Annotated in this window: 6 protein-coding genes, 1 tRNA gene and 1 pseudogene; 5 read left to right on the top strand and 3 right to left on the bottom strand. The window is 55.1% G+C overall.

The window, feature by feature from the left end; all coding sequences use genetic code 11:
- Complete coding sequence (locus tag ACZ1HF_RS09050; RefSeq protein ID WP_472657183.1) at positions 1 to 1,176, bottom strand: BaiN/RdsA family NAD(P)/FAD-dependent oxidoreductase; 1,176 nt, start codon at positions 1,174 to 1,176, stop codon at positions 1 to 3.
- 91 nt (positions 1,177 to 1,267) lie between these two features.
- Between ACZ1HF_RS09050 and ACZ1HF_RS09045 the strand changes: the two genes are divergently transcribed.
- Positions 1,268 to 1,342 (top strand) — tRNA-Gln (locus ACZ1HF_RS09045).
- A gap of 519 nt (positions 1,343 to 1,861) precedes the next feature.
- Here ACZ1HF_RS09045 and ACZ1HF_RS09040 read toward each other — a convergent pair.
- On the bottom strand, positions 1,862 to 2,416 hold the full coding sequence (locus ACZ1HF_RS09040; RefSeq protein ID WP_472657182.1) for a type II toxin-antitoxin system RelB/DinJ family antitoxin: 555 nt from the start codon (positions 2,414 to 2,416) through the stop codon (positions 1,862 to 1,864).
- A gap of 840 nt (positions 2,417 to 3,256) precedes the next feature.
- Here ACZ1HF_RS09040 and ACZ1HF_RS09035 point away from each other — a divergent pair.
- The 4 genes and pseudogenes from ACZ1HF_RS09035 to ACZ1HF_RS09020 form a co-directional block, all read left to right on the top strand.
- Positions 3,257 to 4,276 (top strand): IS110 family RNA-guided transposase, encoded by a 1,020-nt coding sequence (locus ACZ1HF_RS09035; RefSeq protein WP_472655593.1) that lies wholly within the window; start codon positions 3,257 to 3,259, stop codon positions 4,274 to 4,276.
- Between the two features lie 101 nt (positions 4,277 to 4,377).
- Positions 4,378 to 4,689, top strand: a complete 312-nt coding sequence (locus ACZ1HF_RS09030; RefSeq protein WP_472657181.1) for a hypothetical protein — start codon at positions 4,378 to 4,380, stop codon at positions 4,687 to 4,689.
- A 444-nt stretch (positions 4,690 to 5,133) separates the two neighbouring features.
- The gene (locus tag ACZ1HF_RS09025; protein ID WP_472657180.1) at positions 5,134 to 15,198 is read left to right on the top strand and encodes a collagen-binding domain-containing protein; all 10,065 of its coding nucleotides are present in this window, start codon (positions 5,134 to 5,136) and stop codon (positions 15,196 to 15,198) included.
- Between the two features lie 291 nt (positions 15,199 to 15,489).
- A pseudogene (locus tag ACZ1HF_RS09020) lies at positions 15,490 to 15,903 on the top strand (RHS repeat-associated core domain-containing protein); the annotation flags it as partial.
- A gap of 30 nt (positions 15,904 to 15,933) precedes the next feature.
- Here ACZ1HF_RS09020 and ACZ1HF_RS09015 read toward each other — a convergent pair.
- A complete protein-coding gene (locus tag ACZ1HF_RS09015; protein WP_472657178.1) occupies positions 15,934 to 17,571 on the bottom strand; it encodes a DNA cytosine methyltransferase in 1,638 nt (545 codons plus the stop codon).
- Between the last annotated feature and the right edge of the window lie 265 nt (positions 17,572 to 17,836).

Below are 17,836 nucleotides of genomic sequence, written 5' to 3'. Positions count from 1 at the left end.
CTAGCAAACCTGACCTGCTGCCCAACCTGATGACCATGCCCACTGAAAATTGTAGCCGCCCAGCCAGCCTGTGACATCCACGACCTCGCCAATGAAATAGAGACCCGGGACGTTGCGCACCTCCATCGTGCGGGCGTTCAGGGCGTTTGTGTCAACGCCGCCCAATGTAACCTCGGCCGTGCGATATCCTTCGGGCCCAACCGGTTTGATCGACCAGCTATGCACGACTTCGCCCAACTGGTCCAACGCAGCGTTGGATTGATCTGCCAAATTGCCGTTGATACCTGCGCGGGTTGTCAAAAACGCTGCCAGCTTTTCGGGCATGTGCATCGCCAACGCGTTCTTGACCGAGATTTTGCCCGAGGCTTGTCGGTGCTCTTTCAGGCGCGGGATCAGATTTGCTGTGGCGTGTAGATCGACCGTAATTGCATCGCCATCCTGCCAATATGACGATATTTGCAACACAGACGGCCCAGATAGCCCTCGGTGGGTAAACAGCAGCCCTTCCTCGAATTGCGCCTTTCCGCAACTGACCCGCGCTGGCACGGATATGCCGGACAGTTCACTGATCGGCTGCAAGTCCTGCTGTGCAAAGGTCAGTGGGACAAGGGCAGGGCGTGTCTCAACAAGCGGTAGGCCGAATTGCTCTGCAATCCTGTAGCCAAAGCCTGTCGCCCCCATCTTCGGGATGGATTTGCCACCTGTTGCAATAACAACTGACCTTGCGGTCAACTCTCCTTGGTTTGTCGCAAGTGCAAAACCGTTCTGTTTGTTCTGCACCGTGTCGATTGACACGCCAAGCCGCAGATCGACCCCAGCCTGCGTCATATGATCCAGCAGCATCGCAATAACATCCTTCGCGGATCTATCGCAAAATAACTGGCCAAGCGTCTTTTCGTGCCACGGAATGCCTGCGGCATCTATCATCGCAATGAAATCCCATTGTGTATAGCGTTTCAACGCAGACAGCGCGAAGCGCGGGTTTTGTGACAAAAACCGCTCTGGCTGAATGTTGAGGTTGGTAAAATTACACCGCCCGCCGCCCGAAATACGAATCTTTTCGCCAGCTTTGCGCGCATGATCCAGAAGGATAACCCGCCTGCTGCGCCGTCCGGCCTCGATCGCGCACATCATCCCAGCGGCACCAGCACCCAATATTACAACGTCTGCATCCATACCGAGGCCTTAATCCGACGCGTTTCAAGCCACAAGACGTGATTTTTGACTTGCAGCACAAGCGATGGCACACTAAATCACCCATCACTGTTGGGATGTAGCCAAGTGGTAAGGCAACTGTTTTTGGTACAGTGTATCGTAGGTTCGAATCCTACCATCCCAGCCACCTACACCAGACAAACTGCTGATGCGAGACGGGTCGCGTAACTCATGCGTAATGTCCGCCATTTACCGGGTGTGTGATCTCTCTGAGACTGCCGGTAGTCAAGATGGGTTGGACGAAGCTGCATGGCAATCCCATAAAACTGCGATAGACAACGCATCTTCGCAGATAATCGGAGAAATTGAGCGTCGGGCGGCGTCGCTCGGTTCGTTGTATCCGTTCAGTTTGCAAGGCGACGTTCTGACATATGAACAATCAGATTCTCAGCTATATGAATTCCTCCTATGCACTTCGCTAACCACAAACCTCACCAAGGGCCCTTGGGTCAATGTCATGACGGAAGGTCCAAGCTATCTGACGTTTTACACTTCATCTTCGGGAAATATCCACGGGGTTTGGGGCAGTCAGCCCCGTATAACAGCTACTAGAAACTGCAAGATATTATCCGGTAGCGCATTTATGTATGCGCTCTTCTAGGAGCCTCTCCTAAGACTTCGGAGGTTCTGAAAACCTACTGGCTTCTCATAATCGTTCGTCTTCCAAGCTCTTCACCATTTGTATTTTATACTGACCACCTGCGAATTGGCAAAGATCGCCGCGCAGTTCGGCAATGCCTTCTCGCAATTCCGAAAGTTCCTTACGAGTTGGCGTATAATCACTATCAGTAAACACACCACGGTTCATCAACGTGGCCATCTGGTTAGTGTTGGTGGCCATACCTTGAAGCTGCCGAAACGATCTCTGAATTGCACTCCTTTGAGACTTCACTGGCTGTGGCGCATGACGAAACTTGGCCATCAATATAGACGCCGCCCAAGTCGATGTCGTCACACCCTGCTCCTTTGCATCAACCACCAAGTTATCGGCCACATCAACTGGCAACCTCACCGTCAGCTTGGCCTTCCGCCGTGATTTGGGCTTTGAGCTTATCGTCGGCTCAATGCCCTCGGTCACTTGATCAATCATCAACCGCAGAAAATCAGACGGCGACAGACCGTTTTCCGCTGCAACAGCCTCGAACCGAGCTTTTGCAGTTTTGGAAACACGCGCTCTGACGACTTCTGATTTTTCTGCCATGATCAATCTGTGCTACAATGCTGGCGCTAAGCCTATCCTGCCCTAGACCCAGCACCAACTTAAAAAGTTACCCGCCCTAGACCCAGCACCAACTTAAAAAGTTACCCGGGGTAACATTTTAAACTTTGCCGATGATTGTAAATGGTTGCCGTTTGGCGAGAGTTTCGCATGGAAAATGGGGCTGACTGCCCCAAACCCCATGGATATTTTTCGAAGATGAAGCTATGGAGCGATAGATGTTTTGACCCTTCTGTCACGACTATGACCAAACCTAAAAGCAGACGTTTGCAGAGAGTACGGTGAAGGGGTCGATAGAGCCGACGGTTCGAACAGCGGCTGTTTGACGAGGTACGTCCAGCCGGAATCTACCCCTTGTATGCCGCAAAGCAAGACATTCTGCCCAATCAGTCCTGCACTAGACCGAGCGCAAACCCTAAAAAGTTACCCGGGGTAACTTTTTCAACTATCCCGATGATTGCAGATACTGACCGTCTGGGGACGATTTTGCATAAAAAATGGGGCTGACTGCCCCAAACCCCGTGGATATTTTCTGAAAATGAAGTGTGGAAAGCGTCCAACCGTCGTTTACCAAGCAGGAATGTGGCACGCAGCCTAGTCCAGATGCAACGAAGGTGTCAGGAGAGCCCTGACTCACCGATGCTGCGTTTCTCTCTAATGGCTGCTATGCGCAGAAAGCAGACACTGCAAATTTGCAAAGTATGCGCGACTATCACCGCATGTCCGGCCCAAAGCGGATGAAGTGGATGGCTCCTGCTCCACCCGGCGTCGCAATGCGCCATAATGCAGGTGTCGAAATCTGCTTTTGAGAGGAGCCACCCAATGCAAGTAAAAACCATAGGACTGGATCTGGCCAAGAATGTTTTTCAGGTTCACGGAGTTTCTGTGACTGGCGACAAGGTCTTCAACAAGAAGATCAAACGCGCAAAACTGTTAGAGTTCTTTGAGGGCCTACCGCCTTGTGTGGTCGGTATGGAAGCCTGCGGTTCGGCCCATCATTGGGGCCGTGAACTTCGCAAGTTAGGGCACGATGTCCGTTTGATGCCAGCAACTTACGTCAAGCCATATGTCAAACGCGGAAAGACCGACGCAGTGGATGCAGAGGCAATCTGCGAAGCGGTTGGCCGCCCGACGATGAGATTTGTTGAGATCAAGACCGAAGACCAGCCAGCTCTTTTGACCGCCCACCGCACGCGCGAACTCATCGTCCGCCAGAGAACCCAGGTCTCAAACATGATACGGGGGATGCTGCGTGAGTTTGGCTATGTTCTCCCAACCGGGGTTGAGGCTGTGGCCCGCTTTTCCAAAAGCCACCTGGACGGTGATCAACCTAAAATTCCCGAACTGGCGAACGGGGTTCTCGGCACCTTGTGTTATCAACTCCTTGGGCTCAGCGCCCGAATTGAAGGCTTTTCCAAGTTGATCGAGAGCCATGCTCGGCGAGATGCCAACGCACGCCGACTGATGCAGGTGCCTGGGATTGGTCCAATTACGGCGTCGGCCATCGTGGCGACCGTCGGCGACGCCAAACAGTTCAAAACCGGACGAGATCTGGCCGCTTGGCTGGGCTTAACCCCGCTCAACAAGTCCAGTGGCGGCAAAGAGAGGCTTGGGCGGATTACCAAGAAAGGTGATCATTACCTCAGGAAACTTCTTATCGTTGGCATGACATCGCGCGCATTGATGGCAAAACTCCATCCCGAGAAAGTCGATATCTGGACAGCGAGGATGCTCGCTGGAAAGCCGGTTCGACTTGCAACAGTTGCCATGGCAAACAAAACCGCGCGCGTGATCTGGGCAATGTTGACGAGACAGGAGAATTACCGGCAGCCGGTCACCTGATCGGGACACCTGCCAGAGATGCAAGGCGCATGACGTGATGATGCGGACTAAGTCAACCAAGAGCGAGGACACTCCGGGAATGACGTTGGCCCTCGAAGGCCGTGAAGCCGATTGGAACCTCGCTTGCGGAAATCATCAAGGCCAGTGGCAGATCACCACATGAACAGGCCGGACAGACGACTGTACTGATTAAACGCCGCAATAAACGTCAAAAATGTCTTGCAATGCAGGAGCCATCCACAGAGGCCGTGAAGCCGATTGGAACCTCGCTTGCGGAAATCATCAAGGCCAGTGGCAGATCACCACATGAACAGGCCGGACAGACGACTGTACTGATTAAACGCCGCAATAAACGTCAAAAATGTCTTGCAATGCAGGAGCCATCCACAGAGGCCATTCAATCGAGATATTAGGCGTTATTGCAAGGTTTGTTCGCTGTGTAACGCTAACGAGGAACGTTTAGTGAACTTGATTGGCTCTTGATCCTGAAGCTTGCCTTCTAGCTATACGACGGTGCTGACAGCGCGCGTTAGCGAGAGAATTGGTCGAATCAATCGCGTCTAGATGCCGTATGGTTTTGTTTCGATTTTCGAGACTATTTTGCGAGGTGGCAATAATATGTGCAGATCGCATGAAGTTTGCATTTGGGGGAGGCGCGGTTGGCTTTGGCGATAAGGGCATCAAACTATAGTCGTTAACCTCTAAACAGCTTTATTGTTTTGTTTTTCTGCTGTTAACTATTTTTAGAAACGGATTGTTTCGTGTTTTGGGTTAATTAATGAGTTGCCTGGCTCTTTGGTTTGATGCGATGATTATGCATCACGGTTTTGTTATAGTGTATTTCTGAGGGGAATTTCGTGTCTTCATTTATGTCCCGCCTGTCGTTGGCGGTGGTTTTTTCGCTTTGTTCATTCTCTGCAAATTCTCAAGCTCTTGATTCTGGTTTTGTTGGTGTTTCGACGCCGATTGCCACGGTGATTGGGCAGACGGTTGTTCTGGACCCAACGGATGGGTTTGTGACCAATGGTGTAACGACGCTGCGCCCGGTTTGGAGCTGGGTCTCGCGGCCGGCGCTCAGCGTGGCGGAGTTCAGCGCAGCGGATGCTTTGCGCCCGCGTGTGACGATTGATGTGGTGGGGACCTATGTGGCCCGGCTTGAGCTGTTTGATGCAACGGATGCCAGCGCTGCGACCCCTCTGCACACGACCGAGCTTCAGATCAGCACCGACAATACGGCCCCTGTGGCCCGGGTGCGGGGCCGTGGCTTGCCCGACGCGCTGGAACTGGTGCTGGATGGTGCCGCGTCCTACGATGTGGATGGCGATGCACTGAGCTATGCGTGGTCGGTTATCTCGGCCCCGGATGGGTCGAACGTGTCCTTTGCCGATCCTGCAGCCCCGATCTCGGAGGTAAGCTATGAGGGCACGGGGTTCTTTGAGCTGGCGCTAAACGTCACGGATGCGAATGGTGCTGTCTCGGTGCCTGCGATATTTGAGTTTGATGTCACGGGCGAAGACCCGTCTGATACCCTTGATGTGCAGGCGACGCTGGGCACGTTCAACCTTGTGTCAGAGCAGTTTTTTGGCCGTCAGGAAGTGGAAGGGCGGACCTATATTGGCTCGACCGTCACACAGACCAATGGCCAGTTTGGCTTCCGCCCACAGACCGATGGTCTGGCATTTGACGAGTTGTATATCGACGGCGATCTGCAGAACTCCAACATCAATCTGACGCCGGGCGATGTGGCGAAGATCTCTGGGGTGCGGGTTCAGTCCAACGTCAATAACGGGGTTCTCGTCGAGAATGCGACGGATCTGCCAGTGTTCGATTTTGATCTGTTCAAGGCGCAATCAGCGTTTCTGGCGAGCCTGACGGGAGAGCGGGCGCAGCTTCAGGATCAGAACCACAAGCGCTTTGGCGGTGCCCCGAATGCAGTAGCGTCTGAGGCTGTGTTTGGTCCGAACACCCGCATTGTTGAGGCACGGATGCAGGATTTGCAGACCGGTGGCTATTCCATTGATGTCAGCCAGTCCGAGACGGTGATCATCAATGTCTCGGGCATATCCGGGCGGTTCCAGATGAACCCGTTGGGGGGCACAGGTTCGGCCGAGAACGTGATCTGGAACTTCTACGAGGCGACCTCAATCGACGTCAATTCTGTGATCATGGGTCATATTCTGGCACCCTATGCGCGGATGACGGGGTTCTCCGGGTCGTCTGAGGGCTCTGTAATTGCGCGCGATGTACAGTTGACCAATGGTGAGCTGCACCAGCGGTCCTGGCTGGGGCAATTGCCTACGGCTGATGAGGGCGGCGCGGTTGAACGCTCTGTCGGGCCTGTGGCGTCAGCCCGGTTTGACCAGTTGCGCGGGGCTGTTGGGACGGCGCTGGTGCTGGACGGGCACCAGAGCACGGATGTGGATGTGGATGTGCTGACGCCTGTGCTGCGGGTAGCTGTTGCGCCTGCGGGTGGTGCGGCTGTGATTGATGCGGGTACAGCCGATGGCCTGAGCGCCGTGACCCCGGATACGGTGGGCGAATATCTTGTGGCGCTGTCTGTGTCGGATGGGTCGCGCAGTGGTGCGGATCAGGTGCTGATCAGCACGGATCCTGCGGCGAACCTGCGTCCTGTGGCGCGGATTGACAGCAGCGGTGCGTTTGCCGTGGGCAGCGCGCAGGCGCTGGACGGGACGCAAAGTTATGATCTAGATGGCGATCTGATTAGTCATGACTGGGCGCTGATTTCGGCCCCGGCGGGTAGCCTGGCAACCATCGCGGGGACGGGCCCAAGCGTGGCGCTGACGCCGGATGTCGAGGGGCTTTATGTGGTGCAGCTGATCGCACGCGACGACCAGACGGCCTCGGTTCCTGCGACCTATGTGATCAAGACTGGTAGTCCGCTGCCAGTGGCCGAGGTCGGGCGTGACGCCTTGGCAAACGCTGCGGGTGTGGCGCAACTGGATGGCACACTATCGCAAGCTATGGCGCCCGGCTATACTTGGGGTGTGACGGGTCTGACGGGCGCCGCACCGGGTGTTTTGAATGATGCCGCGCTGGCTTTGCCAGAGCTGACGTTGGCAGAGGATCAGGGTGCTTTCCTATCCACCGTCTCGCAGCTTGTAGTGTCTGATGCGGGCGGCGTATCCTTGCCCGATACGGTATTTGTTGGCACAGGCAACCTGCGCCCTGTCATGCTGCGAGGGGCTGCGCTGAACAGCTCTGGCGGGCAGGCGGTTGCGCTTGATGCCGCTGATTATGCGTCTGATCTGAATGGCGATACGCTGAGCTATGGCTGGGCGCTGATTGCCCGGCCCGACGACAGTGCTGCGGTGATTGATCCGGCAAATCCGGATGTGCAGGTGCGGGCAGGGGACACGCTCAGCTTTGTGCCGGATCGCCCAGGGTTTTATCTGATCCAACTGGCCGCACAGGATGCGACATTAGCGGCTGAGCCCGTGGTGATCGTGCTTGAGGTCACGAACTCTGCACCCACAGCAGTGGCGACAATCACCAGCCCGGTCTTTGTCGGCGCGGTTGCGGCGCTGGACGGCACCGGCTCGTTCGATCCTGACAGCGATGCGCTGAGCTATAACTGGGTCATCACGGCGCGTCCGACCGGGTCCACGGCGACTATCCCCGACCCGTTCGGCCCGACGGCCAGCTTCACGCCGGATAGCCAAGGCAGCTATACGTTCGAGTTAACGGTTACTGACGGCCTGGTCAGCAGCCCACCCACAAATGTGACGCTGGAGGTGCCCAACCGCGCGCCAGTCGCAGCCCTGAGCGGCGCCACGACAGCAGCGGTCGGCACCGAGCTTGCCCTGAGCGCTGCCGGGTCAACCGACCCCGATGGCGACACGCTGAGCTACATCTTCGCCATGGCCAGTGCCCCGACAGGCAGCACTGCCAACATTACCGCCCTGAACACCACCGGCGATGCAAACTTCACCCCCGATGCTGCGGGGCAATACACCGTGCAAGTCACCGTCTCTGACGGGCTGACGCAGGGCATAGCCACGCTTGAGATCACGGTCGGCGGGTCGAATACGCCCCCCGTACTGGCCGCGCTGCAGGACACTTACACCGTCGAGGTGGGCCTGGAACTGACATTGGATCTGGACGCCACGGATACAGGCGGCGATATCCCCAGCTTTTATGCTCGGCCTTTGCCACTGCCCGCTGGCATGACGCTAAATGCCGAGACGGGTGTGCTGCGCTTCCGGCCTCAGGAAGGTCAGGAGGGCAGCTATGTCCTGACCCTTGGTGCCTCGGACACTGTGTTAACGGATGAACAAACCATCACCATCGAAGTGATCCCGGCTACACTTGGGGACACGGCAATCACGGGCCGCGTGCTGGATGCGACTGATTTTGCCAATGGAGTCGAGACGCCCTTGGCAAATATCCCGGTCCGCCTGCGCGATGCGGCCTTGACGACACTCACCGAAGCTGATGGCAGCTTCAGCTTTGAAGGGCTGAGTGGCACACGCGACGTTGTGCTGATAGAGCCATCCGCCGATGGTGGCCCGGGCGGTTACAGCTCGGACGCGCGTGATATCCGCATCACCGCAAACCAAACCCGTGATCTGGAGCCAGCCTTCCTGCTGACGGCCCTCAATGACAGCTGCGCACCAGTTGTGGCAGGTGTGCAAACGGTGCTGACCGGGGCTACATCGGGGGTTAGGGTCACCATCGCTGCGGATACGATCGAGAGCATCGCGGGTGGTGCTTATACCGGTGAGGTCTGCCTCGGCTCACTGCCACAGCTCTTTGAACATCCCGGCCTGCCGGTCCACACCCAGGCCTGCAACATCTACGCTCTGGATGCCCCCGGCGCAGTGTTCACACAAGGCGTGCAGATCAGCGCGCCAAATGTCGACAACCTGCCTGGCGGTGCCGTTGCCAATGTCTGGTTGTCCCAAGATCGGCTTGGACGCTTTACCCAAACGGGACGTGCCACCGTCTTGAGCGATGCAAGCGCTGTTAGCCTTCAGAACGCGTTCATAGGCCAAGGTCGAGCGTTGTTCACCGTCTTGCCGCAACAGCCAAGAATTACTGCATCTGCTGATCAACCCACAGGGAACAAGACACTCTCGCTGTTCGAAGGCAATCTGTCGGAGACTTTTGAACTAAGCAGTTATCAGGCCTTTAGTCAGTCCCAAAAGATGGCGCTGAGCTACAATTCGGCTTCTGCCGATCCGACTATTATCGTCGCTGGCGATGTTACGGTAGCAGACACTGCGGGCCTGCCAGAGCAGTTGAGTTCTGTGGTGTCGCTGGGCGGTTTATCATCTGCGAATACGCCTGCCTGGTCGCCCCGCCAAGGCGCTGATGGCAGTACCCCTGCGCTTTTGGGTGAGGCGGTTACTTTGCGTCAATCAACCCCGTTTGATGCCACCGGATTGACGTCAGGTCGCTATGATTACCGCTACACCACCAAGGCTGAATACGCGTGTTCTACAGTTGTTGCCAGTTTTGACGGCGAGGCCTATGTCCAGAACAAGACTGACAGCCCCTATGGTCAGGGCTGGTCCATCGACGGGTTGCAAGAGCTGGTCCAGAATAATGATGGCTCGGTCGCGATCATCGATGATGACAGCGTGGCGACTTTCGACCCAGAGAAAAGCTTCACAGAGTTCGACGAAGACGCAAGGCTCGTCTTCCCTGCCGTCGGCGTGCAGGGCTTGGCAATAGCAGATTATGATGGCAATGGTTTTGATGATGTGGCCTTTGGAGATTCAGGCACTGGTCGTGTCGGCTTCATTTACAATTTTGGCGGTCGGGATTTTCAACTCGGTGAATTTGTCGAGGTTGCAGACCCAAATGATGTTCCCGACGAAGGCAGCTACGCCCCGAATATACGCGACGTAGTCCCCATTGATGTCAATAACGACGGATTGATGGATCTTGCTTATGCTACGCAATTACAAGCGACTTTTGGTTATCTGATCAATAATGGGGATGGCACCTTCTCGGTTGAAGAGCGCTTCGCCTATCGTAGCGGGTCGTTGGTCAGGGATTTGGAAGTTGCTGATTTTGACAATAACGGCTTTGACGACGTTGCTGTCGCCCTTTCAGCGCTAGATGCATTCGGGTTCGATGACCAGATCACAATCGATTATCGCGATGAAAACGGCCAAGAATTGGACACTTACAGAAGACGTTTTGGTAGTGGTCAGCTGACCCAAATTCGCGCGGAAGATATCGATAACGATGGTCTGGTTGATTTTAGTATGCGGACGATATTCCGGCATCGCTTCAGGTTCAATGAAGGCAACAGAGATTTTGTCGAATATGATCCTCCTAGACGTGGGAGGCTGTCTTGCGATCTGGAATACCCATTAGGCGACTTTACCGATCTGGCAGATTTCAATGAAGATGGTCTGCTTGATATCGTGATCAGCAATCAGGAACAAACACTCAGATGTGGTGGACCCAACACAGGTGTACCTCCTATTCTGGATGTCTTTCTGAACGAAGATGGCCGTAGCTTTGGCCCCAGAAATCGTGTTGCAAGTTTCCCAGATCAGATATTCAAATCGGCAGGATTTGTTTTTGCACTCGATGTCAATGGTGATCGGCATCAGGATATTATTCGTAGTGACCTTGAGGGAATTACAGTTTTCAAGGGCAACGGTGACGGCACCTTCCAGCCGCCAGAACGCAGCACTCTTGACTATGGAATGTTCTTCCTGAGAGCGGCTGATCTGGATCAAGACGATGCGCTGGAACTGATTTCCGCACAAAGATTCTCGGTCACGATTGAATTTTCCACAACCCCTGAAAATCTGACATACCTGCCAGGTCCTGGCGAATTCTCTGCCCTGATCAAGCTGGGCAATGGCGGTTGGGAGCGGCGCTATAAAGACGGCAATATCGTCGAATTCAATGCCGATGGTCTCCAGACTGCTGAGGTTGATACGAGAGGAAACCGTCGGGAGTTCAGCTATGACGCAGAAGGCAGGCTGCTGACGACGACGGATCAGGCGGGCGGGGTCATGACTTTCGCCTATGCCGGAAATGGTCAACTGGAGTCCATTACTTACCCGGACGGGCGCGTCACCGAGTTCGACATATCGGAAACCGGTCAGCTTGCGGGCGTCACGGACCCCGACACTGGCAACGTCCGGTATCGATATGACGAAAAGGGCCGCTTGGTCGCAGTCACAGATCAACGCGGCAATACGACTGAGCATAGCTATACATCGGTCGGATCCTATGCTGGCACGCTGTATCCAAACGGTGCGCAGATTACGACCCAGGCGGCGGCAACCCTGGGAATTGAGGACCTCAATAACACGCCTCAGCCGCTGAGTTTCGTGACCCCCGAGAATCGGGTTTCGACCCATACTGACGAGCGGGGCGGCGTGACGCAGGTTCGCACCAATAGCTTCGGCGCAATCGTCGAAACCATAGATCCTATCGGTCGCTTTACTTTCTACACCCGCAACGCGGATAATCTTGTCACCCGAATTGAACGCCCAACGGAGAATGGGGCTGAACAAAAAGCTGCTCTGGACGATCCTTGGTATTCGATCAAATCGCACGCACAGACGGCAGCTATTGTGGTGCCAGGCAATATTCTGGCTTTGCCACGCCGTGTCGACGAAATGGAATATGACCCGCGCGGGAACATGACGGTACTGCGTATGGCTGCCGGCACAGTGCTGGAGCGGGAGCGCCTGTACGAATATGAGCCCGACTTCAGCAATGTCACCCGGTTCACCGATTTCGATGGGTTTGTGACAACGTACGAATACGATCAGTTCGGCGATCTGGTTCGCATGGTCGATGCGGAAAACAATGTTCGGGAATGGGCGTATAACATCGTTGGCCTGTATGAAGTGGTCACAGACGAACGCGGTTTCCAGGCATTCTATGACTACTATCCGAATTTTAACGTCAAAACCATTACGCTGCCCGACAACACTATGATCGAGCATGTGTATGATGATCGTGGCAATGTCACTGAGCTTGTCGAGGCTTTCGGCCGCCCCGAGCAGCGCACCTATGTTCGTGAATACGATATCGAAGACCGCATTATCTCCGAAGAAGTTCTGGACGCCAGCGGTACCAGCATCGACGGCAAGATGTTCTACGAATATGACATCCTTGGCAACATGACCGCCTATGTCGATGAGACGGGGCTGCGCACGGACTATGTCTTTGACGAAGTGAACCAGCAGATTTCCGAGACCTCCCCGGGTTACGGCACCATGACCTATGTCTACAACGGCGCGGGTGATGTTCTGTCGGAAACGGATGCGGAAGGCATCACACAGACCTGGACCTATGACATCCTGGGTCGGATGATCCGGAGCGTGGACGGGGTCGGCAACAGCTCGGACTTCACGTATGACATATCGGATAACCTGACGCAGGTGATCGACGGGCGCGGCAATGTCACGACCTTCAACTTCGACCTCCTGGAACGGCGCATCGCGCGTACCAACCCCATCGGCCAGACCATCGCGATGGCTTATGACAAGCGCGATAACCTGATCCAGATCACCCGCGAGGACGGGGCGGTGGAAACTGCGACCTATGACGGGCTGTCCCGCCGTCTGACTGTCACCACGCAGGACAATACCCTGCGCTATGGTTATGACGCCGAGAGCAACCTGCTGGAAGTGGCGGACGATGACAGCCGGGTCACAATGACCTATGACAACCGTGATCGCCTTGCCACCACCACGACGGATGGCACGGTTGGGCCCCAGCCTGCGGTGACGCTCAGCTATACCTATGATGCGCTCAGCCAACGCACCACGCTCACGGACAGCATGGGCGGCAGCTGGACCTACGGCTTTGACGAGAAAAGCCGGGTTTCCTCGATCACGGCCCCCTGGGGGGATGTCCACTCGATGGAATATGACGCTGCCGGGCGGCGGACCGAGCTGACCAACCAGACCGGGCGGCAAACGCTGGCGGGGTATGCCTCGGACAGGCTGGCGCAGTTGGAGCATTTCCAGAACAGCACCTCTGTCGCGCGCTCGGGCTATGCCTATGCGGCGGACGGGGCTGTGTCTTTGCTCCGCGATCTGGACGATGCGTCGCGGTCCCGCAGTCTGGCCTATGACGATATCAACCGGCTGCTGCTGGTTGCAGAAGGGGTGCCTGCGGCGGATGGCGGCGCACCGCTGCCGGTCGAGGATTACGCCTATGATGCGGAGGGCAACCGGACCGCAAGCCACCTGTCGGCCAGCTATGTTGTGGATGATCACAACCGCATGCTTGAGGATGCCGACCATGTCTACACCTACGATGCGAAGGGCAATCGGCTGACGAAGACCGCCAAATCCGGCGGGGCGGTTGAGACCTACAGCTACAACTCGATGAACCAGCTGATTGCCGTGAGCACGCTTGCGGGCGAGACGGTCAGCTACACCTATGACGCCTTCGGGCGGCGGACCTCCAAGGTGGTTGGGGCGGACACGACGGCCTATGTCTACGATGTCGGGGCGTTGCGCGATATCACCGGCCATGACCGCCTGCTGGACTTTGAAAACGGCACGTTGACCAAGCGCTGGCTGCACGGTCAGCAAGTTGATGAGCCTGTCGGCTATGAGGCGTATGGTGCGGATACTGCGCCGGGGGCCGGGACCGCGTATAACCTGCATGCGGACCGTCAGGGCTCGATCATTGCGGTGACCGAGCAGGTCACGGGCGATCTGGCCGCGCGGTATGTGTACGATGCGTTTGGCCAGCGGGAGCAGACTTTGGGTGCTGCGCTGTTGCAGGATATCGGGTTCACGGGGCGTGAGTTTGATGCCGAAACAGGCCTCTACTACTACCGCGCCCGCCATTACGACCCGGTCCTGGGCCGGTTCATCCAGTCCGATCCCTTGGGCTTTGCTGCCGGCGACACGAACCTCTTCGCCTACACCTGGAACGACCCGGCGAACTGGAGCGACCCGAGCGGGTTGACCTCGACCGGCCAGAATGCCGGCCTGTCGGGCGGGTCCATTGCGGTTGCTCAGCAGGCGGTGAAACGCGTGGGTCGGGGCGCGCTGTGCGTGGCGTCCCGGGTCTCATCTGCGCTGAGCTCTATGGGCGATCTGTTGGTCAGCGGGTCCGGGCAGTTCATCGATTACGGCGCGCAGATCGTGTCCGCCGTTGCTTGCCGCAAGAAGCCGAAGCCGCGCGGATGCGGGTGTGGCGCAGGTGGCAAGGGTCGTTTCGGCGCAATTGCTGCTGTGGCAAGCGCAATAGGCAGCCGCTTCTCCTTCCCCGAAGGCACCGAGGTTCTGACGCCTTCGGGCCAGGTCGCCATTGAGACCCTGCGTGAGGGCGATATGGTTGTCGCGCGCAACGAAGAGACTGGCGTCTCCGGCGTGTTCCCTGTCACAGCAGTGATGTCGCGAACGGCTCCGGGCGTTTTGTGGTTAACGCTGGAGAACGAAACGGGTGAGACGACCCGCATGGGCGTCACGTCTGAACATCCGCTGTTCATGGAAGGCGCGGGCTGGACAGAAGCAGGCGACTTGGTTGCCGGCGATATCGTGCGCAACGCTGACCTAGAACCGCTGACGGTGCTGGTGGCTGAGGTGGACGACACCCCCCGCCGCGTGCATAACTTGGAAATCGCCGAGGCGCATACCTACTTTGCGGGAGAGCTGGAAGCGTGGGCGCATAATAGTCGACGTGGCGGCAACATTCGCAAGGGTGTTCGAGAAGCGTCAGACCAAGCCGCTACCGATTGTAATGGAAACCTCCGCTGTACCTATTGTGATCAAATAATGACAACAAGCCCGGGGGAACCGAATAGTAGACAATTTGATCATAAGAGATCATTAGCGAAGTTTCGTGGGCGTTCTTGGGTCAATAGCATCTTTAATGTTTGTAGCGCATGCAGAACTTGTAATCTGAGAAAAGGTGCTAAGGACTTTGTCAGTTGGCTAGTGCAAAGCGGGAGGAGATAGTGGATTTTGAGCAGTTGCCAGAAAACTTCAGAGTGTTTGTCTGTCCACACGTATTCCGAAAAAGCGTAGCACCAACTTTCGTCGGACGCGACGATGATGGAGATTTTTCGATTACATGTGGTTGTGACCCTGAGCAAGCACATTCTGTGGGATACGGCCACTTACGTAGCAAACTATCAGAACTTGACGAGAAACCCATACCTGACAAAAATTGGTGCTACTTTTATGAAGACAGCGTGGGTTGGAGTCTGGAACCTATTTAACAAAATATCGACCTGAGGCCGGGAATATGACCCGGAGACGGGCCTCTATTACTACCGCGCCCGCCACTACGACCCGGTCCTGGGCCGGTTCATCCAGTCTGATCCCTTGGGCTTTGCAGCAGGCGACACCAACCTGTTCGCCTACACCTGGAACGACCCCGCCAACTGGAGCGACCCGAGCGGGTTGACCTCGACCGGCCAGAATGCCGGCCTGTCGGGCGGGTCCATTGCGGTTGCTCAGCAGGCGGTGAAACGCGTGGGCCGGGGCGCGTTATGCGTGGCGTCCCGGGTCTCATCTGCGCTGAGCTCTATGGGCGATTTGTTGGTCAGCGGGTCCGGGCAGTTCATCGATTATGGCGCGCAGATCGTGTCAGCCGTTGCGTGCCGCAAGAAGCCGAAGCCGCGCGGATGCGGGTGTGGCGCAGGTGGCAAATTCATTTGAGTTCAACAAAGTTCCATTCAACAACTCAAACTAACTAGAAGTCTTCATTTTTTGCCATGAGTGATAAGGCTCTTGAATGGCGACGTTCGCTGTCGCCCCGACGAGCATCCCTGCTAAGATCAAATTTGAGTTCCGAACTAGTTTTGGAATTCCTGGAAGATCAGCTACTTTTTCGCCAAACTGGTCAAACAATACATTCTCTATAAGTTCATCGTATTCAAACTCAGAATTATCGAGAGCCCTTCGGACGTCTGAACCTGCGTCATCTAACAGGTCAAGTAGCATGAAAGCCCTCGTCTCTCCCGGACCACGGTGGGTCCACAACGCTTGCATATTCTTTATGTCCGCTACACGAAGCGTTGCCTTCAACTCAGAGAGGGAAACGGAAATGAGGGATAAGTCGTCATCATTCAAGGCATTAAGTACACTCGTTGCAATATCTCCACTTAGATCTAGGGTTTGGATGGATTTTGAAGTCCCGAAGAAGAACTTAACTGACCACTCTATCTCACCGTTTCTGCCCCTGTTAGAAAGCTCAAATCGAACACCGCTTTTTAGCCGTAAACTGGGAATCGCAAATCTAAAGCTACGGCCAAGTGGGTAGCTTCTTCCGGGTTGGTCTGGAACGGTAATTTTCGGTGCCGGTTCCGGGGGAATGAACTTGTTGGCGACATTGCGAACCTCTGGGAGTGGGTCCGCAGGTGTTTTTAGAAAACTATGCCCAACATAAAACGAGAACAAAGGCGGCACGGCATTGCCGATCATTTTCAACTTCTGACTGTAGCTCTCACCATAGAATTGAAATGTTATCGGAAAGCCCTGTAGAGACGCTCGTTCTCGAACAGTAAGCCTTCTAAACAGTCCTGAATTCGAGGGGTTCTCGATTATTACACTTTCTCGAGAAACCCTTGTGCACGTAGCAGTAATCGTTCGCACACTACGGTCCATCGAGTCGGGGAAAGGCATCGGATTGTAGACTGGGTGCAACGCCTTATTTGATCGATTTATGCGCACTTCCTCTTCATTCAGATGAGTTTCGTAAGCATGATCTATCATCTCATCTTTGCTTAGTGAAATCCCGTATATCGGATCAACGGGTTCCTCAAGTTCCAGAGCAGATACAATCTGCTTGAGACTTCTGCCTTTGATATTCTTGCTATATTCGGTCAACAAATCGAAATCGAAATTTCCGATTATGCTACGTTTTCGCCGCTGTGGAAGTCCAAAGTCTTCCATGTTGAATACGCTCATTGTCATGTCTAGATGACAATACTCCTCGAGTTCCCCGCCAATCTTCAGCTCCTCAAATATTACCTTCGCTGCTCTCGGCACGTTTTCCATCGCCCAGAATTTTGGTTGCAGATGATCTACGAATGAAAGGAATTTTTTGATATCTTGAAGACCATCCTTGATGTCTCCATTTCCTCCCCGGTTTGAGTAGGAAAATTGAGTGCACGGCGGACTTCCTACAATGATATCAATATCTTGAGGCAAGTCTTGAGGCAAAAGCATTCTAATATCGACGGTCTGAGCTTGATGCCGGTTGTTCTTAAAATTTGTTTCGTTGGCGGGCCCCCACCGCTCATATGATGCGACAACTTCTATCCCTGCGAGGCGTAAGCCCAGGGACCAACCTCCCACGCCAGAATATAGATCAATTGCCTTCATGACGCATTCGTCCTCGTTCGGGTATTTGAATAACTTTTGTCTATAGGTATCTCAAACCGACCACAAGATCCACGTCAGAGATATAAGCCTAAGCAGGGGCAGGTTGAAGATCTAAAGTACCGATGATCGCACTGGACGGGCTTCACATTGATAGCGATCGAATCACCATAATTGGACGACACTGCGAATGTGCGGGAGAAACAACCGTCTCAGCCAATCCGATGCCTAGCTCGAACTCATCAATCTGCTAGCGGCTAAGGTGCTT

It is taken from the genome of Litoreibacter sp. GN1-5 (assembly GCF_055693805.1).
The sequence above is the reverse complement of the archived record's forward strand: the minus strand, read 5'-3'. Positions and strand labels throughout refer to the sequence as shown.